Annotated in this window: 21 protein-coding genes; 11 read left to right on the top strand and 10 right to left on the bottom strand. The window is 63.8% G+C overall.

Going from position 1 to position 23,170, the window contains the following annotated elements; translation table 11 throughout:
• Positions 1-5,620 (bottom strand): kinesin (locus X771_RS12285; RefSeq protein WP_023688666.1); only part of this gene is annotated, 5,620 nt, incomplete at its 3' end.
• Between the two features lie 313 nt (positions 5,621-5,933).
• Between X771_RS12285 and X771_RS147875 the strand changes: the two genes are divergently transcribed.
• The 3 genes from X771_RS147875 to X771_RS147885 all read left to right on the top strand — a co-directional run bounded on the left by X771_RS147875 (position 5,934) and on the right by X771_RS147885 (position 7,885).
• Positions 5,934-6,272, top strand: a complete 339-nt coding sequence (locus X771_RS147875) for an Hpt domain-containing protein (RefSeq protein ID WP_023688665.1) — start codon at positions 5,934-5,936, stop codon at positions 6,270-6,272.
• A gap of 156 nt (positions 6,273-6,428) precedes the next feature.
• Positions 6,429-6,749 (top strand): 2Fe-2S iron-sulfur cluster-binding protein, encoded by a 321-nt coding sequence (locus X771_RS147880; protein ID WP_023688664.1) that lies wholly within the window; start codon positions 6,429-6,431, stop codon positions 6,747-6,749.
• Positions 6,750-6,853: 104 nt separating this feature from the next.
• Positions 6,854-7,885 carry an NAD(P)/FAD-dependent oxidoreductase gene (locus X771_RS147885; protein ID WP_023688663.1) on the top strand — a complete coding sequence of 344 codons (1,032 nt, stop codon included), beginning with the start codon at positions 6,854-6,856 and terminating at the stop codon, positions 7,883-7,885.
• A gap of 20 nt (positions 7,886-7,905) precedes the next feature.
• On the opposite strand, the gene X771_RS147890 is transcribed toward X771_RS147885, so the two are convergent.
• Both X771_RS147890 and X771_RS147895 read right to left on the bottom strand, forming a co-directional pair.
• Positions 7,906-9,390, bottom strand: coding sequence for an MDR family MFS transporter (locus X771_RS147890; RefSeq protein ID WP_023688662.1), 1,485 nt, complete (start codon positions 9,388-9,390; stop codon positions 7,906-7,908).
• Positions 9,391-9,622: 232 nt separating this feature from the next.
• On the bottom strand, positions 9,623-10,243 hold the full coding sequence (locus tag X771_RS147895) for a DUF922 domain-containing protein (RefSeq protein WP_031196153.1): 621 nt from the start codon (positions 10,241-10,243) through the stop codon (positions 9,623-9,625).
• 148 nt (positions 10,244-10,391) lie between these two features.
• Here X771_RS147895 and folP point away from each other — a divergent pair, with 148 nt between their 5' ends.
• Genes folP through folK form a run of 3 tightly spaced genes read left to right on the top strand, consistent with a single transcriptional unit; the run spans position 10,392 to position 12,116 of the window.
• Entirely contained in the window at positions 10,392-11,237 is an 846-nt protein-coding gene (gene folP / locus X771_RS147900; protein WP_023688660.1) for a dihydropteroate synthase, read from the top strand.
• A gap of 17 nt (positions 11,238-11,254) precedes the next feature.
• Positions 11,255-11,614 (top strand): dihydroneopterin aldolase, encoded by a 360-nt coding sequence (folB, locus tag X771_RS147905; RefSeq protein ID WP_023673502.1) that lies wholly within the window; start codon positions 11,255-11,257, stop codon positions 11,612-11,614.
• On the top strand, positions 11,598-12,116 hold the full coding sequence (folK, locus tag X771_RS147910; RefSeq protein WP_023688659.1) for a 2-amino-4-hydroxy-6-hydroxymethyldihydropteridine diphosphokinase: 519 nt from the start codon (positions 11,598-11,600) through the stop codon (positions 12,114-12,116). Before folB ends, folK begins: the two co-directional genes overlap by 17 nt.
• Here the strand turns inward: folK and X771_RS147915 are convergent.
• The gene (locus X771_RS147915; protein ID WP_031201589.1) at positions 12,113-12,661 is read right to left on the bottom strand and encodes a DUF924 family protein; all 549 of its coding nucleotides are present in this window, start codon (positions 12,659-12,661) and stop codon (positions 12,113-12,115) included. The two genes, folK and X771_RS147915, sit on opposite strands and share 4 nt — an antisense overlap.
• Positions 12,661-14,508, bottom strand: a complete 1,848-nt coding sequence (locus tag X771_RS147920) for a monovalent cation:proton antiporter-2 (CPA2) family protein (RefSeq protein ID WP_023688657.1) — start codon at positions 14,506-14,508, stop codon at positions 12,661-12,663. The genes X771_RS147915 and X771_RS147920 overlap by 1 nt, the downstream gene beginning before the upstream one ends.
• 160 nt (positions 14,509-14,668) lie before the next feature.
• Here X771_RS147920 and X771_RS147925 point away from each other — a divergent pair, with 160 nt between their 5' ends.
• The 3 genes from X771_RS147925 (at position 14,669) to X771_RS147935 (ending at position 17,377) form a co-directional block, all read left to right on the top strand.
• Positions 14,669-15,658 (top strand): AraC family transcriptional regulator, encoded by a 990-nt coding sequence (locus X771_RS147925; protein WP_023688656.1) that lies wholly within the window; start codon positions 14,669-14,671, stop codon positions 15,656-15,658.
• Positions 15,659-15,718: 60 nt separating this feature from the next.
• On the top strand, positions 15,719-16,927 hold the full coding sequence (locus X771_RS147930) for an MFS transporter (RefSeq protein WP_023688655.1): 1,209 nt from the start codon (positions 15,719-15,721) through the stop codon (positions 16,925-16,927).
• 183 nt (positions 16,928-17,110) lie between these two features.
• Positions 17,111-17,377 carry a hypothetical protein gene (locus tag X771_RS147935; protein WP_023688654.1) on the top strand — a complete coding sequence of 89 codons (267 nt, stop codon included), beginning with the start codon at positions 17,111-17,113 and terminating at the stop codon, positions 17,375-17,377.
• A gap of 343 nt (positions 17,378-17,720) precedes the next feature.
• On the opposite strand, the gene X771_RS147940 is transcribed toward X771_RS147935, so the two are convergent.
• From X771_RS147940 to X771_RS147955, 4 genes are all read right to left on the bottom strand, one after another.
• Positions 17,721-18,269, bottom strand: coding sequence for a hypothetical protein (locus X771_RS147940; protein WP_023673495.1), 549 nt, complete (start codon positions 18,267-18,269; stop codon positions 17,721-17,723).
• Between the two features lie 82 nt (positions 18,270-18,351).
• The gene (locus tag X771_RS147945) at positions 18,352-19,419 is read right to left on the bottom strand and encodes a TIGR01620 family protein (RefSeq protein WP_023688653.1); all 1,068 of its coding nucleotides are present in this window, start codon (positions 19,417-19,419) and stop codon (positions 18,352-18,354) included.
• Positions 19,416-20,894 carry a YcjX family protein gene (locus X771_RS147950; protein ID WP_023688652.1) on the bottom strand — a complete coding sequence of 493 codons (1,479 nt, stop codon included), beginning with the start codon at positions 20,892-20,894 and terminating at the stop codon, positions 19,416-19,418. Before X771_RS147950 ends, X771_RS147945 begins: the two co-directional genes overlap by 4 nt.
• Before the next feature lie 86 nt (positions 20,895-20,980).
• A complete protein-coding gene (locus X771_RS147955) occupies positions 20,981-21,484 on the bottom strand; it encodes a histidine phosphatase family protein (protein ID WP_023688651.1) in 504 nt (167 codons plus the stop codon).
• A 69-nt stretch (positions 21,485-21,553) separates the two neighbouring features.
• On the opposite strand from X771_RS147955, the gene X771_RS1000000168185 reads away from it, so the two are divergent.
• Both X771_RS1000000168185 and dksA read left to right on the top strand, forming a co-directional pair.
• The gene (locus tag X771_RS1000000168185) at positions 21,554-21,733 is read left to right on the top strand and encodes a hypothetical protein (RefSeq protein WP_023706174.1); all 180 of its coding nucleotides are present in this window, start codon (positions 21,554-21,556) and stop codon (positions 21,731-21,733) included.
• Positions 21,734-21,738: 5 nt separating this feature from the next.
• On the top strand, positions 21,739-22,155 hold the full coding sequence (gene dksA / locus X771_RS147960) for an RNA polymerase-binding protein DksA (RefSeq protein ID WP_023673491.1): 417 nt from the start codon (positions 21,739-21,741) through the stop codon (positions 22,153-22,155).
• A 175-nt stretch (positions 22,156-22,330) separates the two neighbouring features.
• On the opposite strand, the gene X771_RS147965 is transcribed toward dksA, so the two are convergent.
• The gene (locus tag X771_RS147965) at positions 22,331-23,047 is read right to left on the bottom strand and encodes a flagellar biosynthetic protein FliO (RefSeq protein WP_023688650.1); all 717 of its coding nucleotides are present in this window, start codon (positions 23,045-23,047) and stop codon (positions 22,331-22,333) included.
• Between the last annotated feature and the right edge of the window lie 123 nt (positions 23,048-23,170).

Genomic DNA, 23,170 nt, shown 5'->3' with positions numbered 1-23,170 from the left:
GTACCGGCTCGGCCGGGCGCTGCACTGGCGCCTGAGGCGCCGGGCGCAGGGCGCGCGGTTCGGCATTGTCGCCGCCACGTCCCGATTTCGCAACGATATCCGAAAGTTCCTTGAGCGCGTTGATCTGCTCGGCAACGGCACGGCGGATCGCCGAGGTCGATTCCTTGGCCTCTTCCGGCATTTCGATGACGCCCTTCTTGAGCTCGGCGCGGGTGAGGTCGAGCTCGCTCTTGATCGAGCTTGCGGTGCGCCGCATCTCCTCGGTCGCATCGGCGAACCGGCTGGTTGCCGAATCGACCACTTCCGTTATGGCGATGCGGATCTTGTCGGCTGATGCCAGCGTCTTGCCTTCGGCATTCTGCATCGTCTGGCCGACAAGGTTTTCGAACGAACGCATCACCTTCTCGAGGTCTTCCGACTTCTTGACCAAGCCGACGGCGAGATCTTCGAGCGACGATTGCCGCTCAAGCGTGTGCTCCAGATTGCTCTGCGCCGAGCTCAACAGATCCGAAGCCGAGGACAGCAAGCGGCTGTGCTCGTCGAACTTGGTGGCGATCGAGGCCACTTCGCGCAGGGTCGACGACGACAGTTCGGTAAGCCGCGTCGTGTTCGAATCGACCAGGCGTGCCGAGCTGGCGAAGGTCTGCGCGGCCTTTTCGGTGGTTGCCGCGAAGCTTTGCGTGCTGCCGCTCAGACGTTCGTCAACCTGGCCGAGGTTGATCGCCGCCTGTTCGATCAGCTCACCAAGCTGCGAGCTGGAGACGCTCATGCGGCCGATGAGGTCGGCGACGCTATCGGCGAGCGACGAGCGTGCGCCTTCGACGGCCGACAGCGTTTCGGCGGTGCGGCTGGCGAGCGCGTTGACGAGGGCGGCATTTTCGCTGCGCAGCTTCTCGGTCGCGCGTTCGGTGACCTCTTCCATGCTCTTTTGCAGTTCCGAGCCGCCCTGGGCGAAGCGCTCGACCAGCGGCCGCGCGGTTTCGTCCAGGATCTTCGCCATCTCGGCCGAACGCGCCGCCAGCATCGTGTTGAGCTCGCGGGTATTGGTGCCGATTGTCTTGGCAGCGTCGTTGGTGCTTTGGCCGATGTGCTGGCCGACCGCGGTAAAAGTCTCCGCAATCGTGTTGGCGCGCGAGATCAGCTGAGCTTCTGCGCTGGAAACCTGCTCGTTGAGCTTCTGGCCCATCGTCTCCGTCGTATAAAGAAGGCGGTTCTCGACGCTGGCGACCTGTTCCTCGACGCGCGAAGCTGCGGACGCAACGCTCGCGGCCAGCCGCTCGTCGGCGCCGGCAAGAGCCTGCTCCATCTCGCGGGCGTGGACGGCAAGTTCCTGGCCGGTCTGGCGTGCGCGTTCGGCAACACGCTGCTCGGTGCTGGCGAAGGCACCGACGATGTTGTCGGCATGCTCGCCGATTGTCGACGTGGAGTCGGCGATGCGCGACACCAGGCGGTGATCGGCCTCGTCGAAGATGCGGCTGATCTCGGTGGCGCGTGCCGACAGCGCGTCCGAACCCTCGGCAATGCGCGAGATCAGTTGCTGGTCGGCGGCGTCGAAGATGCGGCCAAGGTCCGAGGCGCGGGCGGCCAGCGCTTCGGCGGATTCGCCGATGCGCATGCTCAGCCGCTGGTCGGCGCCCTCGAAGTTACGCAGGATGTCGCCGGCGCGGTCGGCCAGCGACTGCGCCGTCTCGACCGCGCGGGCGACCAGCTTCTGGTCGGCGGCGTCGAACGTGCCGGCGATCTCGCCGGCGCGGGCAGCCAGCCGTCCGGCCGTTTCTTCGGCGCGGGCGAGCAGCGAGTTCGACGTCTCGTCATGCCGGGCAAGCAGCACGCTCGTTGTGTCTTCGGCGCGAGCAAGCAAGGCATTCGTCGTATCCTCGGCGCGAGCAAGCAGGGCGCTCGATGTGTCCTCGGCACGTGCGTGCAGACGGCGATCCGCGTCCTCGAAGGTGCGGGCGATGTCCTCGGCCCGGGCCAAAAGGGCGGCCGAGGTCTGCTCGGCACGCTCGGCGATCTTGCGGTCGGCGTCACTGAAGGCAGCACCGGCCTGTTCGTGCAGCGCGCTGGTGACTTCCATCACCTTCTCGCGCAGCGCGCCGGCAACGAAGACGGCGCTCTTTTCGAGCACGCTGCGGACATTGTCGACACCCACCGACAACGCGCGCTCCATGGTTCCGGCGCGCTCTTCGATGATGCCGGTCTGCTTGCTGAAGGCCTGCTCGATCTTCTCGACATCGGCAGCGATTGCCGCCGAGATATCGGTGCTTCTGCCGGCAATCTGGTCGATATGGCCCGACAGCGAGCGGTCGACATCCTTACGTATGTCGGCGAGCTTTGCCAGATCGTCTTCCAGCGCCTGGGTCAACATGTTGCGGCCTTCGGCCAACTTGCCGACATGGCCGGCGATGATGTCGTCGACCTCACCGCGGCTTGCCGACAGCTTCTGCAGGTCGGCTTCCAGCGCACGTTTCAGGATGTCTCGGCCCTCGGCCAGCTTCTCGACCTGGCCTGCGACCAGTCCGTCGATGCTCGACCGGCTCTCGGCCAGCTTGGCGAGGTCGTCCTCGAGAGCCTTCGACAGCGTCGCGCGATCCCGGACGAGCTTGTCGCTGTGACCCTCGATCAGGCTGTTGACATTTTCCAAATCCGCTTCCAGCACCCGTGCGAACTCGCCACGGTTTTCGCTCAGCTTCTGCGACTGGTCGGCAATGGCGCTCCTGATCGCATTGAGATCGGCTTCGAGCGCCCGTGTGAGGATGTCTCGGCCCTCGGCGAGCTTCTCGACCTGTCCGGCGACCAGCCCATCGATGTTGGAGCGGCTCTCCGCCAGCTTGGCGATGTCGTCTTCCAGTGCCTTTGAGAGCGCCGAACGGTCCTGGACGAGCCTGTTTTGATGATCGGCCATGATGCCGCTGACATTGTGCAAATCGTCCTGAAGCGCCTGGGATAGCGTCGAACGATCCTGGACAAGCCGGCTCGAGTGGTCGGTGATCAGGCTGTTCACATTCTGAAGGTCATCCTTAAGCGCCTGGGATAGCGTCGAACGATCCTGAACAAGCCGGTTCGAGTGGTCGGCGATCAGGCTGTTCACATTCTGCAGATCGGCCTCCAGTGCCTTGGAAAGCTGACCGCGCTCTTCCGCCACCTTGTCGGAATGACCCGCGATGGCGCCCTTGATGGTGTTGAGGTCGGCTTCGAGCGCGCGCTTGAGGATATCGCGGCCCTCGGCCAGCTTCTCGACCTGGCCGGCGACCAGCCCGTCGATGCTCGACCGGCTCTCGGCGAGCTTGGCGAGGTCGGCCTCGAGCGTCTGTGACAACAGGCCACGATCGTCGGCAAGCCGGCTCGAATGGTCGGAGAGCAGGCCTCTGATGCCGGACAGGTCGTTCTCCAGCGCCTTGCTGAGTTCGGTGCGATCCTCGGCCAGTTTCGCAGAGTGGTTCTCGATCACGCCCTTGATGCCGATAATGTCGTTTTCGAGCGCCTTGGTCAGGATGGCGCGGCCTTCGGCGATCTTTTCAACCTGGCCGGCGACCAGCCCGTCAATCGAGGCGCGGCTGTCGGCGAGCTTGCCGAGATCGGCTTCCAGGGCGCGCGACAGAATGTTGCGGCCTTCGGCCAGCTTACCGACATGCCCGGCGACCATTTCGTCAATGATCGTACGGGCTTGCACAAGTTTTCCGGAGTCTTCATGCAAAGCCTGGTTGAGCCGGTTGCGGCCTTCTTCAAGCCGCTCGAGATGGCTGCCCAGCGACGCGTCGATGGCGGCGCGCGACTCGTTGACCTTGCGCAGATCCTCTTCCAGGGCGCGCGAGATCAGGTTGCGGCCTTCGGCCAGCTTCTGCACCTGGTTCGTTACGGCCGCATCGATGCCGGCACGGCCCTCGGCGAACTTCGCCAAGTCCGCCTGCATGGCAGCCGCCATGCGTTCGCGGCTTTCGGACAGCTTGCGGCTGTGGTTTTCGACGGCGTCCTCGATGCCGACACGGGCATCGGCAAGACGCTGGATGTCGGTGTCGAATGAGCGCGACACGACATGGCGGGCGGCTTCCATCCGGCCGGCGAAATCGCTGGCGCGGGCTTCGAGCATCGACGAGGTCGACGAGACAATGTCGGCCATGTCGGCGCCGATCTGGGTCTTGCCCTGATCGATCATGGCCGACAAATGATCCTTGCTCTCGGCAAAGGTGTGGGCGATCTCGCGGGCGCGCTCGACCAGCGTTTCGTTGATCTGGCGGGCGCGCGCCTCGAGCGCGGCGTTGAGCTTCTGCGTGCCGGTATCGAGTGCTTCGGCGCGGGTCTGGAATTCGCTGATCAGCGCCTGGCCGCGCTCGGCCAGCGTCCGCTCGATGCCGTTCAGGCTGGACTCGAATTCCGAGCTCAGGGTGCGGGCGGCGCCGCCGAGCAGCGACACCATACCGGTGGTGCGGTCGTCGAGCAGGTCGGTCAGCGACCGGGTCAGGCCGTCTGTGGTGTCCGTCAGCTTGGCGATGCGGGTGTCGAGCAGCGAAGCAAAGGCTTCGCCCGATGTCGACAGCCTGTCGGTGATTGAATCCAGCCGGGTTTCGACGGAATCGAAGATCGACATCGAGCTTTCATTGATGCGGTCGATCAGCGTGTCGCCGGAATTGGTGATCGTCATCGACAGCTTGGTCGACGCGTTGAGGATAGAGTCGCGAATAATGTCGGAGGCGGCGCCGATCTCGTCCTTCAGCGTTTCATGCGCGCCGGTGATCGAGGCGCGCACGCGCTCGGCATGAGTGACGACGGCTTCGCGCTCGCTGCCCAGCCCGTCGACCAGCGACCGGATGCGCGATTCATTCTCCGAATAGGAGCGTTCGATCTGGTTGACCTCGCTGTGGACCAGCGTTTCGAGCTCGACGGCGCGCGCCAGCGTGCGCTCGATGCCTTCGCCCATCGCCGCCACTTCACGGCGAACGGCCTGGCCGATCATCATCACGCGATCCTGGGCGAGGTTTTCCGGCTCCGCCAGACGGAAAGCCACTTCCGTCATCGACTGGGCGGCAATGCGCATTTCCTGCGCGCGGCGGATCATCGCCGCGAAGGCCCAAAACAGGACGACCGGTATGATTGCCGCGATCGCCAGGCCGATCAGTTCAGGGCGGGCCAGGATTTGATCGAAAGTACGAATTTTCCAGATGCTGGGGCCAAACAGCAGATTGGCGAGGCCGCCGGCGCCGGCGATCCAGGCCAGCGACACGAACGCCACGACCCAATAGATCGTGCTCGACGCGCGCCGGTTGAGGCTGTGCAGCAGCGTCTTGTAATCTTTTTGGCGGTCATCGTTTGCCGGCTTGAAGCCGGCTGGCTGGGCGCTGTTGCGCGATTCGACCGGGCGCAGCTCGGCGGGCTTGGCTGCCGGCTTCGCACTCTGGTTTTGTTGGACGGGCGCGTTTTGAGCGGGGGCGGGCTTCTGGGGGCGGCCTTCGCGCGCCAGTTCGTCCGCGGCCTGCGATATCTGCGCTTCCAGATCTTCCATCGACGCCGCGATATCGAGATCGCCGCTGCCGTCTCCGCTGAGATCGAGGTCTAGTGCCTTTTCGAGTTCCCTGGCTACGTCGCTGTCGAGAGTTCTGGTCGTCGTTGGTTTCTTCGCCATGCCTTCGCTACCCTGTACTAGCTGCCGAGGGACTTCTTATTTTTGCCTGATTCTGGCTCGTCTTATCCCACGCAGGAGGCTGAAAATGGACCTTCGTATCGTAATGACACACAGGGGTAAAGAAAACATGCATTCCGCGAGATACGTAAAACTTTAAATATAAGGTTAACGACAACGTGATCTAACCGCCTCAGCGGCAACAATTTTCCAGCCCATTCATTAACGCGTTGGCGACGAAAATCGCCTAGTTTTTTCGGCGATCGGCACAAGGAGTTTCAAATTGGTACGCGGTGAAAGCGGCATTGCCTTCTCAATGCCGGGCGGCGATGCGTCGGGACCGGCCCGTTCGCGCCCAGTGGATCTGGCCCATCTGGCCCGTCAGACTATGGGCGATCGCGCCCTCGAACAGGAGGTATTGGCGCTGTTCGTACAGCAGGCGCTTTCCGTCCGCGACAGAATAGTCGATGCCGATGTCAGGGAGCGACTGCTTCTGGCGCATGGGCTGAAAGGTTCGGCGCGCGGGGTCGGCGCCTTTGCCATCGCCGACTGCGCCACCTCGATCGAACAGCAGCCGGAAGATGCGCGCATCCTCAAGCGCCTCGGCACCCTGATCGAGGAAGTGCGCGATTTCATCGCCGCCATCAGCCGGTAATGGCTGCCGCTCGGCAGCGGCCACCGGGATGAATCGACGGGGCCAGGGCGTGCTTTGGCCGCTTTCCGAAAAAACGTCACAAAGCGGCGCTTTCGCGCGGCAGTTGACTTGTCCGGCGGAGTGATTATCTCGGCTGGGACTCCCTTCAGGTGACAAATGACCAAGCTGACCTTCATTGCCCATGACGGCACTCCTTTCGATGTCGAGGCCGAAAACGGCTCGACCGTCATGGAGAATGCGATCCGCAACGCGGTGCCGGGCATCGAGGCAGAATGCGGCGGCGCCTGCGCCTGCGCGACCTGCCATGTCTATGTCGACGAAGCCTGGACGGCCGAGGTCGGCGAGCCGGAGGCGATGGAAGAGGACATGCTGGACTTCGCCTATGACGTCCAGCCGAACTCGCGCCTGTCCTGCCAGATCAAGGTGCGCGACGCGCTTGACGGCCTCATCGTGCGCGTGCCGGCTCGCCAGGGTTGATCTCCCGTACCATCTGATTTTTCCCGCCGCCGCTTGGCAGCGGGCCAATGCTCATGCAGTCTCGCGCCAGTTTCGCCCCAGTCTGACAATGAGGCTCGCCTGGCATGACCGATATAATCAAGACGGACGCACTCATTGTCGGGGCGGGGCCGGTCGGCCTGTTCGCCGTGTTCGAACTCGGCCTCTTCGACATGAAGTGCCATCTGATCGATATCCTCGACCGGCCCGGCGGCCAATGCGCCGAACTCTATCCGGAAAAGCCGATCTACGACATTCCAGGCTGGCCCTCGATCTCGGCGCAAGGGCTGGTCGACAGACTGCTCGAGCAAATTCACCCGTTCAAGCCGGATTTTACCTTCAACCGCATGGTCTCCAGCCTGGAAAAGCTGGACGACGGCTCATTTCGGGTCACCACCGACGAGAACGAGGTGTTCGAAGCCAAGGTGGTGGTGATCGCCGCCGGTGGCGGCTCGTTCCAGCCCAAACGGCCGCCCATTCCCGGCATCGAGGCCTATGAGGGCAGGAGCGTCTTCTATTCGGTGCGCCGTATGGAGGAATTCCGCGGCCACGACCTCGTCATCGTCGGCGGCGGCGATTCCGCACTCGACTGGACGCTGAACCTGCAGCCGGTGGCAAAAAGCGTGACACTGGTCCACCGGCGCGCGGAATTCAGGGCGGCGCCCGACAGCGTCAACAAGATGTATGCCATGCAGGAGATGAAGCAGCTGGAGTTCCGGGTCGGCCAGGTGAGCGGCCTGACCGGCGCCGACGGCGAGCTGGCCTCTGCTACCATCAAGGGCGGGCCTGACGGCGACATCGAGGTGCCGTGCACGCGCATGCTGCCGTTCTTCGGCCTGACCATGAAGCTCGGCCCGATCGCCGAATGGGGGCTCAACCTTCATGAGAACTTCATCCCGGTCGATACCGAGAAATTCCAGACTTCGGTGCCAGGCATCTTTGCCGTCGGCGACATCAACTGGTACCCAGGCAAGCTGAAGCTGATCCTGTCGGGTTTTCACGAGGTGGCGCTGATGGCGCAGGCCGCCAAGCGCATCATCAGCCCCGGTGAGCGCATCGTCTTCCAGTACACGACGTCGTCGACCAGCCTGCAGAAGAAGCTCGGCGTCGTGGAGTAGGTCCTACAGGGCTTTCCGAATCACTCCACCAGAACGACTGGCGCCTCGGCGTCGTCGCGGCCGCGCAGTGACTTCTCCGGCATCAGCGCCAGCGTCATCAGCGCCAGCACGAGCGTGACGGCCGCGGCAAGGAAGATCATCATGAAGGGCGTCGCCGAGACGATCTGTCCGGCAGCCGGCGCGCCTTCGCCGGCAAGCGGCAGGCCATAGCCGAGCGCGACGGCGCCGAGCATGGCGACGCCGAGCGCGCTGCCCAGCGAACGCAGGAAGGTCAGCACGCCGGTGGCAACGCCGAGATGCGCGCGGTCGACGGCGTTCTGCACCGATACGGTGGCGACCGGGAAGGTGGTGCCGCTTCCAAGGCCGATGCAGATGGTCAAGAGCTCGACCACCAGCAGCGAGGCGCGGCCGGCGACCAGGCTGAGCACGCCAAGGCAGATAATGGCGAAGAGAACGCCGACCATGGCGATACGCTTGTAGTGGAAGAAGCGCGGTATCGTGCGGCCGCTGAACGTCGCGCCGGCGACCGTTCCGAGCAGCAGGCCGAGCATGGCAAGGCCCGACTGGCTGACCGACAGGCCGATGATCGACTGCAGATAGACCGGCAGGTACACCGACAGGCCGATATTGGCGGCCTGCAGCAGGAACATCGACGCCGTGCCGGCAAGCACGATCGGATTGCTCAGCACTTCAAGCGAAATCAGCGGCTCGGCCGCACGCATCAGCCTGAGCGCGAACGCACCCCAGAAGACCGCCGAACAGGCGAGCAGGCCGACGATCTCGCGCGAAGCCCATGGATAGGCGCTGCCGCCCCAGTTGAGGGCCAAAAGCAGCAATGCCGTCGCCACCACCAGAAGCAGCGCGCCCGGCGCGTCGATGCGATGCCGCTTTGCGGCGACCGGCAGTTTGTGCAGCGGCTTGTTGATGATGGCCATGGCCAAGATGCCGAGCGGGATGTTGATCCAGAAGATCAGCGACCAATGGAGATGTTCGGCAAATCCGCCGCCGAGCAAAGGCCCGGCGATGCTGGCGACAGCCCAGGTGCCCGAAATCCAGGCGGCATAGCGCGCGCGTTCGCGCGGCGGCACCAGGTCGCCGATGACGATCTGCGCCAGGGCGAACAGGCCGCCGCCGCCCGCACCCTGGATCGCCCGGCCGATGACCAGCACGAACATGTTGGGGGCCATGGCGCTGACCAGCGATCCCAGAAGGAAGATCAGGATCGCCGCATAGACGGTCGGCCGGCGGCCATAGACGTCGGAAATCTTGCCGTAGAGCGGCGCCATGGCCGTCGCCGTCAGGAGATATCCGGTCACGATCCACGGCAGGTAGTCGGCGTGGCCGAGCGAACGGCCGATGGTCGGCATGGCCGGCGCGACGATGGTCTGGTCGAGCGCCGCCAGCAGCATCGACAAAAGGATGCCGGCGATGATGACGTTCTTCTCGCTTTCCGTAAGCGGCGCGGCGGGCGCCACCCTAGCCGGCTTGTCGACAGCCTGGTCCATATCAGTGCATCCACAGTGTCTGCGAGCGATTGCGCGGCGCCAATGGCCGCTCCGCTATACGCCGCCTCGATTGGTCTTGATCTGGTGTTTCGAAGCTCGCGCCTTGCCACCTGACATATCTTGCGAGCCTGACATATGTCGTCCCGTATAGGCCGATTTCGACCTTTGCCCGAAAATTTTCTGGGGCTGGCCTCATGTTTCGGCAGAATTGGCTTGGTATCAGCCCTGTGGTTCAGCCGGGCGGAAGCTGGCCGTTCTGGACGCGCTGCATGCGGTAGCGCAGCAGCCGCAGGATGCGGCTTTCGAAATTCACGCCTTCGACGCGGTCGAAGCGCAACTGGTCCTGGTCATGCCTGGCGAGTTCGGCCGCGGTGATCTGCGCCGCCTTCGCCTTTGCCCCGGCGCAGGTCTTTTGCGCAAAGCTAGCGTTCAGCGCGTCTTCGAGCAGGCGGCCGTGGTTCTTGGCGATCTCGACATGACGCTCCTCATGGCGCTTGATGTCTGCCGACAGCGTGTCCCAGAACAGCCTGACATCGGGATCGGCCTTGCGCGGCCGGCGCCACTCCGGAAGGATGACCTTGACCTTGACGGTGACGGCAGCCTTGGCGATGCGGCAGGTGTCAGCGGTTTGCGCGTAGCTGATGCGGGTGGTGAACGCCATCTGGGTGGCGCCTGGATGCCGCATCCCGGTGCTTTTCACCTCGGGTCCATGCTTCGACAATTGCGTCTCGATGTCATCGAGCGTGCTGCCGCCGATGGCAAAATAGCTGTAAGTCTTCACCAGATTGGCAGCATTCGCCGGCAGGACGGTCAAAGCCAGCATCAGGGCGCAGAGCAGGGGTCGTTTCATCATGTTGCCTCTTCATGCACCTTGCTTTACGGCCGTTGCCGGCGCAACGGAATTGATCTTCCACCGATCACGCATCGGTGATGGATTGCAAGCGCCCGATGAGCCACATGCCAATGAGCCACATGCCAATGAGACACATGGTTGAAGGACAATGACGACAAGGCGATGGCAACTGGCGCATGGGCGCCATCTCGAACTTGGCGAGAAAGCTATTGTGGTCGGCATTCTCAACGTCACGCCGGACAGTTTTTCGGATGGCGGACTGTTCATCACGCCCGATCAGGCGGTGGCTCAGGCGCGCCGTATGGCGCAAGAGGGCGCTGCCGTCATCGACATCGGCGGGGAATCCACACGCCCCGGCGCATCGCCCGTAACTGTTGAAGAAGAGCAGACCCGCATCCTGCCGGTGATCGCAGCACTCGCCGGTTCAGGCGAAGCCCTGATTTCGGTCGACACCTATCGCGAGGAAACCGCGCGCCTCGCCGTCGCCGCCGGCGCGCATATCGTCAACGATGTCTGGGGCTTGCAGCGTGAACCCGGCATCGCCCGCGTCGCCGCCGAGACCGGCGCCGGACTGGTCATCATGCATACCGGGCGCGAGCGGCAAAAACTGCCCGACGTCATCGCCGACCAGTTTTTGTTCCTCAAGGCTTCGCTGGAAATCGCCAGGCGCAGCGGCGTTGCGGACGATCATATCGTACTCGATGCCGGCTTCGGCTTCGCCAAGGAGACGGCTGAGGAAAACCTCGACCTGATGGCGCGGTTTTCCGAGCTTAAGGAGCTCGGTTTTCCCTTGATGGCCGGCACCTCCAGAAAACGCTTCATCGGCACCGTCACCGGCCGCGAAGCCGGCGCGCGCGCCGCCGGGACGGCAGCCACCAGTGTCATCCTGAGGCTGAAGGGCGCCGATCTGTTTCGCGTTCACGATGTCGCAATCAACATGGACGCACTGGCCGTCGCCGATGCTATGCTGGCGCGCGAAAAGCCAGGACGCTGAGCCCAGGACACTAAGAAATGTACGTCATCCGCATGAAGAACTGCGCCTTCTTTGCCCGGCACGGCGTGCTGGATGAGGAAGAGGCGCTTGGCCAGCGTTTTTATGTCGATGCCGAGTTGACGGTCGAGCCCAGCCGCCCGCTGGAGGATGATTCCATCGAGGATACCGTCAATTACGGCATCGCCTTCACGGTGATTGAAAAGATCGTCACTGGACATCGCCGCTTCCTGATCGAGGCGCTGGCGCTCGAAGTGGCGAAGGCGCTGACTTCACGGTTTCCGCAGATCAGGAAGGCCGAGATCACCGTGCGCAAGCCCAACGCACCGGTGCCCGGCGTGCTCGATTATGTCGAGGTGACCGTTGTCTGGCCAGAGTAACAATAACACGGTCTATCTCAGCCTTGGCGGCAATCTCGGCGATCCCTCGGCCTCGATGGCCACGGCGCTGCGCCTGCTGGACGCCGACGAGAACACGCGTGTCATCGCCGTCTCCTCGCTCTATCGCACGCCGCCCTGGGGCAAGCTCGACCAGCCGGATTTCCTCAACGCCGCTGCCGAAATCTCGACCTCGCTGGCGCCAAGGGCGCTGCTCGACCTCTGCCTCGAGGCCGAGCGCAAGCTGAAGCGGGTGCGCGAGGAGCGCTGGGGTCCGCGCCTGATCGACATCGACATATTGGTGTTCGGCGACCGCACAATCCACGAAACCGGGCTGGAGGTGCCGCATCCCCGAATGGTGGAGCGCGCCTTCGTGCTGGCGCCCTTGGCAGAGATCGCGCCGGATCTGGCGGTGGGCGGCAGGAGCGTGACCGAGCGGCTCAGCGCCGTCGATACGTCAGGCATAGAGCGGCTGGCTTCCGGCCGCGATTGGTGGCTGGGTTAACCGGAGAAGCCGCCGCCATCGAGAAATGCCTGTTCGTCCGCCGTCGTCTCGCGGCCAAGCATCTTGTTCCTGTGCGGAAAGCGGCCGAAGCGCTGGATGATGTCGCGGTGCTCGATGGCGTATTTCACATACTCCGGCGCCCTGGCGGTGGTGAGCTCGACCGATCTGTCCTGGTCGGCGGGCAGTTCCGAATGTTCGTAGGGCAGGTACAGGAAGACGCGCAGGTTTTCTTCCAGCGAAAGGTCATGGCCGGCGGCGATTGCCTTGGCGGCAAAATGCCTTGCCAGCGGATCGGTGGCGTACATATGGCCTGAGCCGCGAAAGCAGTTGCGTGGAAACTGGTCGAGCAGGATCATCAGCGCCAGCGAACCCTCGGCATGCTCCGACCATGCGTCGCACTCGCGCCGCGCGGCGGCAAAGTGCAGGTCGAGAAACCTGCTGCGGAAATTCGCGTCGAAGGCGTCGTTCTTCTCGAACCACGCGTCTTCGCCGGCCTCGCGCCAGAATTTTGTGACGGCGAGCGCGCGCTCATCCAATGCGGCCATCAGCTTTCCCCCTGATCGGCGGGCTCGGGCTTGTGCAGCACGCCGGCCGTCTCTTCGTTCAGCGCCTGGCCGGGCCGGCGCGGTTGCGTCAGCGGCGTCGGGATCGGCGTGCCGGTATTGCCCCTGAGGAAACGTTGCCCGGCGCGGACGCCTTCGGCCAACTGCGTCTCCAGTCGGGCATTGTCGCGCCGTCGCACATCCTCGATGACATCGGCGACATCTTCCGGCTCGACGCCCAAAACCTCGAGCGCGGAACCGCCGAAGACGAGGGCCGATTCGAAGGTCTCGCGCAGCTGGAAGTCGACCCCGGCGCGGATGAGCGACAGGGCGGTGCCGCGATCGAAGGCACGCGCCAGGACAGTCAGCAACGGGAACTCCGCCTTGATCAGTTCCGCCATGCGCACCGTGGCGTCCGGCTTGTCGACGCAGATCAGCACGGCGCGGGCGCGGCCTGCACCTGCGGCGCGCAGAATGTCGAGCCGCGTGCCGTCGCCATAATAGACCTTGAAGCCGAAATCGGCGGCCGCCTGGATCATTTCGACATCATTGTCGATGATCGACACATCGATGCCGCGCAACAAAAGCGGCTGGCTGGCGATCTGGCCGAAACGGCCGAAGCCGATGACCAGCACACTGCCGGTAAGGCCGTCGGCGATGTCGACGCCTTCAAGCGACTGCTCGTCGCGCGGCGTCACATATTTGAGCGCAATGATCGCCAGCGGCGTCAGCACCATGGAGATGATGATGATAGCGGTCAGCGTTGCGTTGGCCCGGCTGTCGATGATGCCAACCGCCGCCGCGGCCGAATAGAGGACGAAGGCGAATTCGCCGCCTTGCGCCATGATCACGGCGCGTTCCAGCGCTTCACGATGACCGCTCTTCAGCATGCGGGCGACGAGATAGATGCCGAGCGCATTCATCGCCATGTAGGCGACGACATAGACGGCGATCAGCCGCCAGTTGTCGGCCACCACATGCAGGTCGAGCGACATGCCGACGGCGAGGAAGAACAGGCCAAGCAGGATGCCGCGGAATGGCTCGACGTCGGCCTCCAACTGGTGGCGGAAGGTCGATTCCGACAACAGCACGCCGGCCAGGAAGGCGCCCATCGCCATCGAGAGGCCGGAAAGCTGCATAACCAGCGCCGACCCCAGCACGACCAGAAGTGCTGCCGCCGTCATGACTTCGCGCGCCTTGGCGTCGGCCAGGATGCGGAAGAACGGGTTGAGCAGATAGCGGCCGGCCACCACCAGCCCGACGATGGCGCCAAGACCGATGCCGATTTCGGCCAGCCTCTGCTGCAGGGTCATCTCGGCGCCGCCCGGCGCCAGGAAGGCGACCAGCGCCAGAAGCGGCACGATTGCCAGATCCTCGAGCAGCAGGATGGACACGATGCGCTGGCCCTTGGGGCTGGCCATCTCGCCACGCTCTTCGAGAAGCTGCATGACGATCGCCGTCGAGGTCAGGACGAAGCCGGCGCCGGCAACGAAGGATTGCGCGATCGGAAAGCCGCCGGCGAGACCAACACCGGTAAGCAGCAATGCGCAGACGCCGACCTGCAGCGCGCCGAGGCCGAAAATCTCGCGGCGCAGGCCCCATAGCCGCGACGGCTGCATCTCCAGCCCGATGATGAACAGGAACATGACCACGCCGAGTTCGGCGACATGCAGGATGGCTTCCGATTCGGAAAAAATGCCAATACCGAACGGGCCGATGACCACGCCCGCGGCGAGATAGCCGAGGATCGAGCCCAGCCCCATGCGTTTGAAGATCGGAACGGCGACGACGCCTGCGGCAAGCAGCGCTACCACCTGAATGAGATCGCTGCCCGATGCTTCCGCTGCCATGCCTCTTGTCCCTGTGTCCGACAGCACTCCTTGCATGCACTGGGAGCGGGAGGCAAGGGCGGGAAGCCTGCCAGAATGGGTAGGGTGCCGTGGCAGCGATTCCCCGGTGGAACAACAGTCTGCGCTTGCCTGTCGGACGGCCGGTATCTATATCTGGCAAATGCCTGATTATTCGTCCCGGCCGTCGCCGCTGCCACATATCCCGATGGATGCGCTCAGCGAAGTTCTGCAAGACTTTCGCTTGAGTGGCGTCAACTATGGCCGCTGCGAACTCCGGCACCCATGGAGCATAGACTTTCCGCAACAACAACTGCTTCGTTTTCACTTTGTCGGCCAGGGTCCATGCTGGATTCACACCGAAGCGCAAGGCTGGCAGGAGTTGCGCGATGGCGATCTGGTGCTGCTGCCGCAAGGCATCGCCCATCGGCTGGCGAGTGCGCCGGACGTGGTGGGCGATTCGCTCGAGGGCTGCCAGGTGATCAAGTTGGGCGGCAACGTTTGCGAAGTGATACGGCAGGGAACGGGCGCGACAAGCACCCTTTTCTGCGGCTCCATGTCTCTCGGCTCCTATGCGCTCAATCCGTTGATCACGTTGATGCCGCCTCTCATCAAGGGTTGCGACGTGGCCGGCAATGACCCGATGGTCGGCCCTTTGCTGGCGGCCATGACGGTGGAGGCCGCGCAACCGCAGATGGGCAGCGCCACCATCCTGTCGCGTATGGCGGATTTGCTGACAGCCAGGCTCATACGCTGCTGGGTCAATTGCAACGGCGCCTCGACCATCGGTTGGCTTGCAGCCATCCGCGACCCCCATATAGGGCGCGCTCTGGCGGCCATGCATCGCGACCCCGGCCACAGCTGGACGCTGGGAAGCCTGGCCGGCGTGGCAGGCCAATCGCGTTCGATTTTCGCCGAGCGCTTCAGCGCGGTATTGGGGGAGGGCGCCGCACATTATCTCGCCCGCCTGCGCATGCAGCTTGCCCGCGAATTGCTGGGCCAAAACGGCTTGTCTGTTGCCGAAGTCGCTACCCGTTTGGGCTATGATTCCGAGGCGTCCTTCGCCCGCGCGTTCAAGCGCATCACCAATGTCTCGCCAGGCGTTGTGCGCCGCACAATTCCCGGACGAATGGATATGAATTTCGGATTTTAAGGTACATAACATCCGGGCGGACTCGCCTATCTAAGATCTCCAAACTGTGGAGATCTTCCCGTGACTGACACAACATTACAGCTTGAAGACGCCGCCATTGGCCTTGATGCCGATGCACCAGCCGCGTGGAGCGCGGCCACCTGGTTCGCGGTCCTTTCATTGGCGGCCACCAGCTTTGCCCTGGTGTCTGCCGAATTCTTGCCGGCAGGTCTGTTGACGCCGATGGCGCGCGATCTCGGCATCAGCGAGGGAACGGCCGGACAGGTCGTCACCGCCACCGCTTCCGTTGGCGCCGTGACGGCCATGTTGAGCAATGTTCTCATCGGTCGATTGAACCGCAAGGCGGTGCTGGTTGGCCTCATGGCCCTGGCGGTCGGTTCCAATATTCTTGCGGCGCTGGCGCCCAATTTCTGGCTGTTGTTGCTGGGCCGGGCCGGACTGGGGATTGCTCTCAGCGCTTTCTGGGCACTTTCCGTTGCCGTCGTGGCGCGGCTGGTCGGCGCCAATGCGACAGGTCGCGGCATGGCGATCGTGACCCTCGGCGTCTCGCTCGCGACCATTGCCGCGCCGTCGATGGGTGCGTTGATCAGCGACTGGCTGGGATGGCGCAGCGCGATGGCCATGACGGCGGGGCTGGCCGCGCTTGCCATGCTGCTGCAGCTTCTCAGCCTGCCGACCTTGCCTGCGGCGGCAAGCAACAGCCTTGCAGACGTCTTTCGGCTGACACGGCGGCGTGGCATCCAACTCGGCATGCTTGCCATTGTTCTGCTGATGACCGGGCATTTTGCCGGCTCGGTCTATGTGCGCCCGTTCCTCGAACAGGTGACGCTCCTCACAACCGGGCCGATTGCCCTGGCGCTGCTCGGGTTCGGCATCGCCGCTGTGATCGGCAATATTGCCGGTGGCCGCCTGGCCGACACCAACATCCACATGGCCCTCGCAGTTACCGCCGCGTTGATGGCGTTTGCGGCACTCGCTTTGGTGCTTTGGGGCGCGCAAACCGGCGTTGCCTTCGGCTTTGTTACGCTGTGGGGCTTCGCCTTCGGCATGGCGCCGGTTGTGCTGCCGACCAATATGTCCCGCGCGGCGCCTGATGCGCTGGAAGCAGCAGGCAGCCTGATGGTCACTTCCTTCCAGGTTGCCATCACCGTCGGTGCGGTTGTCGGCGGTTATGTCGTGGACACCTATGGCGCTACGGGGCCTTTGACCCTAACCGCCGTCCTTGCCGCGGCGACGGCCGCACTGGCGCTGCTGCAGCCTCGTGGCTGAAACCTTGCTTCGTCTGACACGGGCGGCCTCAATCAGGCCGTCCGCGCCGTTGCAGCAGCGCTGCACAAGTTTATGCGCCGCACACGTTGCGTTTTGCCGCAATCGGCGGCTATGGGACGCCAGGCTTCGGCCGTTGGAAGGCAGCGACGATCAAGTTCTGCCTTCGTGAGGAGAATGACTGACATGAAGAAGTTTTTGCTCGTCGGCGTGGGTGTCGCCATGCTTGCCGCATCGGCCTGTTCGAAGGCGCCTGAATGCACGCAGGAGATTGCCGCCAAGAAGGCGCAGGAGATGACCGCCGCGCTGCAGGAGGCGATCACCAAGGATCCGTCCAAGGCCGCCGACCTGACCGCCAAGGTGCAGGCTGTGACGACCAAATATCAGGGCGCCACCACGCCGGCCGACGCCTGCAAGGCCTATGACGAGCTGACGGCCGCCATCAAGGGCTGATTCTTCGTTCGGAAATTGAGAAAGGCGGTGGCTCGAGTAGCCGCCGCCTTTTTTGCTGGTGTTCTTAAAGCGCATCGCGCTGACACGAAGGACGGCCGGCACGCACAGGACCCTGACACGTTGGCCTTGCTGTGGCTTGGGCCGTCGGAGACGCTGACATCGTCGGTTGCGCGCCACATGTCCGATCGCGGCAGAAAGGTGCCGCACCGAGCGGCCCGTGCTTGAGGAGCGCCGACCCGGCCGCAAGGTGGCCTGTCATTTTCCGACATCGAGCTGAGCGGAATCGCTCAGCTATCGCGCAGTGCAACCCCGTTCCGCGCTTTTTGGGGGAACCGCTTGAGAGTCAGTTTTTGGCGATGGAGCCAACTTCGACGGCATCGACGCGCTTGAGGCTCATGCCGATGACCGGCACCAGCTGCTGGTCGACGCGCACGGCGATGGTCACCGTCATCGAATTGTCGTCGGGAATGCGGGCCTGCATGACGCCGCGCAGCTGGTTGCGGTTGATGGTGAAGACGACTTTGCGGGCATCGACCACGTTGCCGCCGATGATGTCCAGGCCCGACCCCGCGGCGCCGCCCATGAAATTGCCCTTGTAGTCGCGGCCCTTGCGCTCGACGGTCGCCGACATTTTCTGGGTGAAGACACCGACGCGGCAGTCGCCATCGAGCGTCATGCCGGTCTTGTTGTCCGGCGTCGAGCCGTCGAAGCTGCAGGTGAACTTCGTGCCCTTGTATTTGCCGGCGATGATTTCGCCCGGGCCGACCCATTTGCCTTCGACGGTGCGGAAGAACTGTTTGTCGGGCTCGGCTGCAAAGGCTTTCCCGGTCGGGCCCAGAGGTGCTGCAAGCGCGACCAGGGGCAGGACGCAGGACAAGATTACGCTTTTCATAGACGACACCCGGCAACAAGGAGGCTGTTGTTGGACGACCATGAACAAGATTGGTTAATGCTTGGTGACCGCGAGGGGGCGTTCACTTGGTCGAGGCGGGTGCTTCATTCTCTTTTCTGGCCGCAAACGAGGTCAGCGCCGACAGGAAATCGCCCATACCCGGCCGCCTGCCGGCAATGAAGGGCAGGGGCCGCGCCGTCTCCATGGCAGCAATGCCGATACGCGCCGTCATCATGCCGTTGACCACGCCTTCGCCGAGTTTCGCCGAAAGCCGTGCGGCAAGGCCATGGCCGACGATCTGCTGGACAAAGCTGTCGCCGACGGCGATCGAGCCGGTCACCGCCAGATGGGCAAGAACGCTGCGCGCCAGCCGGAAAAAGCCCAGCGTGCCCGGCCTGCCGCCGTAGAGTTCGGACAAGCGGCGGATCAGGCGCCCGGCCTCGAACACGACATAGGCAACGTCTACGAGTGCGCGGGGGCTGACGGCGGTGACCAGCGACACGCGTTTGGCTGCTTCGAGGATCATCACCTTGGCTCTCGCATCGAGCGGCCCGAGAATCTCGGTCTCGGCCAGTCGCACCAGATTGCCGCCATCGATGATCTCGCCGCGCAATTCGGCCAGGGAGCGCCTGCCGGCCGCGGTTTCGGGTTTCGCAGCGACAAAGGCCGAAAGCTCTTCGACGACGGCCCTTGCAGCCTTCGGATCGTCGCGCGCCATGGCATCGAGCGCCCGCTTTTGCAGTTTTTCGACCTCGGCCAGCCGGGCGATAGCCAGGAATTCGCGCACCAGCACGACTGCGAGGGCCAACACGGCAATTGCGGCCATTCCCGCTGCCAGCCACCCCAGCCACTCTGCGCGCTCGAACAGGTCGCGGATGAGCTGGTCGGTCCACAGGCCGACGGCGAGCGAAACCAGCACGCCGACCGCGCCGAAAAACAGGCTGGCAAACAGCGAGCGCCTGCGCGGCGCGGTCGCCGGCGGCGGTTCGGCGGCGACAATGTCGGGTTCGTCGAAGACATCGATCTCGGCCGGCACGACGACGGCGCGCGGCTTGCGTGCCGACGGCTCGGCATGGGGGCGGCGCGTTTCCTGCTTCGGTTCGGCCTCCGGCTCGATGCGGAATGCTGCCGGTCTGCGGGGCGCGGTCATGCCAGATGGTCTCCGATCAGGAACTGCAAGACGCGGTCGAGCCTGATATGCGGCAGCGACAGCGTGACGCCTTCAGCGGTGCGTTCGAGCTTTGGCGGGCGAAAGCGCACGAAACGGATCGCCGGATCGTCGCTGCTCTGCCGGTGGTCGGCTTCGGAAACGTCGAAAACCGCATCGATTTTCTCCGGCAAGTCCCCGGGAAATATGGCGGTTTCGGCTTTACCATCAAAGGTTTCGCCGTTGATCTTCTCGCCCTTCAGCGGCGTGCCGATGATCACCGGCAGGGTTTCGCGGCCTTGCTTGACCGTGCCTTCGCGCGTCGCGCGCACCGCCGCCATGGCGACCACGTCGACATCGGCGCCGGTGAAATTTGCCCGCGCCACGGCGCGGTCGGCAAGCCGCCGCACGATTGCCTGCAGCCGGTCATGGCTTTCGTGATGCAGATGGTCGGCCTTGGTCGCGGCAACCAGGATGCGGTCGATGCGGCGTGAAAACAGGTCGGTGAGGAAATTGCCTCGGCCAGGACGGAAACAGGAGAGGATTTCGGTCACCGCGCGTTCCAGGTCGGCCATCGCGCCGGGGCCGGCGTTCAACGCCTGCATAGCGTCGATCACCACGATCTGGCGGTCAAGGCGGGTGATATGCTCGCGGAAGAACGGTTTCACCACATGCGTCTTGTAGGCTTCGTAGCGGCGCTCCATCATCGCTTGCAGCGAGCCGGAGCGCGGCCGTTTCTCACCCTTGAGCAGCAAGGGCGCGAAGGTCAGCGCCGGCGATCCCTCGAGGTCGCCAGGCATCAGGAAACGGCCGGGCGGCAAGGTCGAAAGCGCCCGCTCGTCGAGCTTGCAGGCCTTGAGGTAGGCGGCAAAGCTCTCGGCGAGGCGTCGCGCCGTCATCTCATCGGCATCGGCATTGGGGTCGATGGTCGCCGACAGCGTCCGCCAGTCCTGCGACAGGTCGGCCCGCACCGGCAGCATCGCCATCTCGAACGCCTCGCGCGAAAAATCGGCGAAGGATTTGCCGAGCAGCGGCAGGTCGAGCAGCCATTCGCCGGGGTAGTCGACGATGTCGACCGACAATCGGCCGCTGGAAAACATCCGGTTCCAGCCGGAGGCAGACTCATATTCGATGGTGAGCCTGAGTTCCGAAATGGCGCGCGTCGAGTCCGGCCAGACGCGGTCGTTGACCAGCGCCGAGATATGGTCCTCGTACTGAAAACGCGGCACCGCATCATCCGGCTGTTCCTCAAGGAAGGCGCGCGCGATCCGTCCCGACTTCTGCGCCTCGAACAGCGGCAGGCGCCCGCCATGGATGAGATTGTGGACGAGAGCCGAGATGAACACCGTCTTGCCGGCCCGGGACAGGCCGGTGACGCCCAGCCGAAGCGACGGCGAAAAAAGCCCGCTCGCACGCCCCGACAGCGTATCCAGGGCAATTCTCGCTTCGTCGGTGAAAGTGGTCAGCGATGATGCCAAAATCTGTTCTCTCAGGCGTGCTCTTGCGCCCGATATAGGCTTTGCGGTTCAAGTTTGAAATGGCGCCCGGCCTCGGCCGGCTCGGCTCAGAGATCGACGGGGGTCAGGAAGGCTTCGAGGTAGCCGGCGCCTTGCGAGGCTTCCGCAAGGTTGCCGCTGAAGCGCACGACCGCAAGGCCGGAGGTCGGGAAACCATGGTTCATGATGGCCCGAGCAGCCTCGTCGCCGTCGCCCGAGACCGCCATGGCAAGGTCTTCCGTCATCGGATTGTGGCCTATGACGAGCAGCGAGCCCGGCCCGCCATTGCTGCGGATGATGGCGAGGTAGCCGGCGGCATCCTCGCTGTAGAGCGTGTCGAAGAACAGCACCCGGCCGGTATCGGTGTGGCCGGCGATGCCTTCCAGCGTCTGGCGCGCCCGCTTGGCGTTGGAGCAGAGCGTGATATCGGGGATGTAGTTGCGGGCACGCATCGCCGTCCCCATCATTTCGGCATCGGCAATGCCGGATGCGTCGAGCGGGCGATCGAAGTCGCGCACGCCGGGCAGGGCCCAGCCAGCCTTTGCATGCCTCAACAGATACAGTCTGCTCACCGGACCCCCAATGGTGTGCTGCCCACCAATGACACAACTGGATTAGCCACGAGAAAGGCCTGAGGCACAATGGGCGGCGACGCCCAAGCGCAGCGAATCATGTGCGAATTCGCCCGCGCCCTTCCTATGGAAGGCTTTGCTGAGGATCGCCCGCGCGGCATTAACAATTGCGTGAAACGCGCGCGGATTACGCTTGTGCAGCCTTCTCTGCGCGAATATATAGGCGCCAAATTTGGGGTTGTTGGGTGAGTCGAATGAACGATATCGTTACAGCCAATTACGTACCCTCCGAAGACGAGCCGTTCATGAACGAACGGCAGAAATCCTACTTTCGCCTGAAGCTCGTCACCTGGAAGACCGACATACTGCGCGAAGCGCGCGAAACCCTCGAAATCCTGCAGCAGGAAAACGCCAACCATCCCGATCTCGCCGATCGCGCTTCCTCGGAAACCGACCGCGCCATCGAGCTTCGGGCCCGCGACCGCCAGCGCAAGCTCATTTCAAAGATCGATTCGGCGCTGCAGCGCATCGATGAAGGCACATACGGCTATTGCGAGGAAACCGGCGAGCCGATCGCGCTGAAGCGGCTGGATGCGCGTCCGATCGCGACCTTGTCGATCGAAGCGCAGGAGCGCCACGAACGCCGCGAGAAGGTCTATCGCGACGATTGAGCCGCTGCCGTCAGGCAGGACTGTTTCATCAGAAATGGCCGGGTTTCCCGGCCATTTCTGTTTTTGGCCGAAGGGTTTAGTCCGCCCCCAAGTTAAAGCGCGTCGCGCTGAAACGGACGACACGCTTAAGCGGCGTTCGATCGGGAATCGGCAAGATGTGACGGTTCGCCGGGCTTTATCGTTTCTGGCTGGCGAGTTCGCCGAGCAGCTTGGTCATCTCGTCGTCGAGAGACTGCGGTGCCTTCGCAGCCGGCTTGCTTGCCGGTTTGGGGTGCGAATCGTCGAGCGAGACCTCGAGTTCCCGCATCAGCGTATCGTCGATGGACTCATGCTTCGGTGGCGGGGCCTGCCGGGCAGTATTGGCGGCGGAGCCATAGGCCGGCAGCGGTGTCACATTGCTCGCCTGGTAGATTTGAGCCGGTTTCGGCGCCGGTGCGGCCTGGCGCGGCGGAACGGCGGCTGGAGCAGCCCTTACCGGTTGCGGCGGTGGCGCCTGCCTTGCGGGCGCGGTGGGAGCGGGTTGTGCTGCGCGCGGACCCGGCGCCTGTTGCTGCTGGCCAACACCGCCATCGCCGGTCAATGCCGGACGGCGTGGCGCCGCAAGTCTGATATCGCGCTCGACGACAACGTCGGTTGGGCCGCCGATCAAAAGCAGGTGTTCGATGTCGTCGCGACGGATGAGCACCAGCCGGCGGTGGCTGTCGACCGCCGTGGCGTCCATGACCGCCAGCCGTGTCTTGCGGTTCCTGCCGCCGGCAACGAAGGTGCCGAAGGTCAGGTTGCGGACCAGCCTGATGATGATGAGCACGATGACCAGCAGGACAAGGGCAGCAAACGTCCACAGCAGCGCTGCGGCATATCCGGGACCCGCCACATTATCCAGCCACTGCATCGGTGCCCCCAATCGGCTTTTGAAGTGGAGGGACACTAGACCGTTGCGGCCAGCCACCGCAAGTTGCCTTCACGCTTCGTGAACAGCTTGAAAACACCGACGCGTCATTTTTATCCGACATTT

This window comes from Mesorhizobium sp. LSJC269B00, assembly GCF_000502815.1.
Taxonomy (GTDB): Bacteria; Pseudomonadota; Alphaproteobacteria; order Rhizobiales; family Rhizobiaceae; genus Mesorhizobium.
This window is presented reverse-complemented; position numbering and strand designations above follow the sequence as displayed.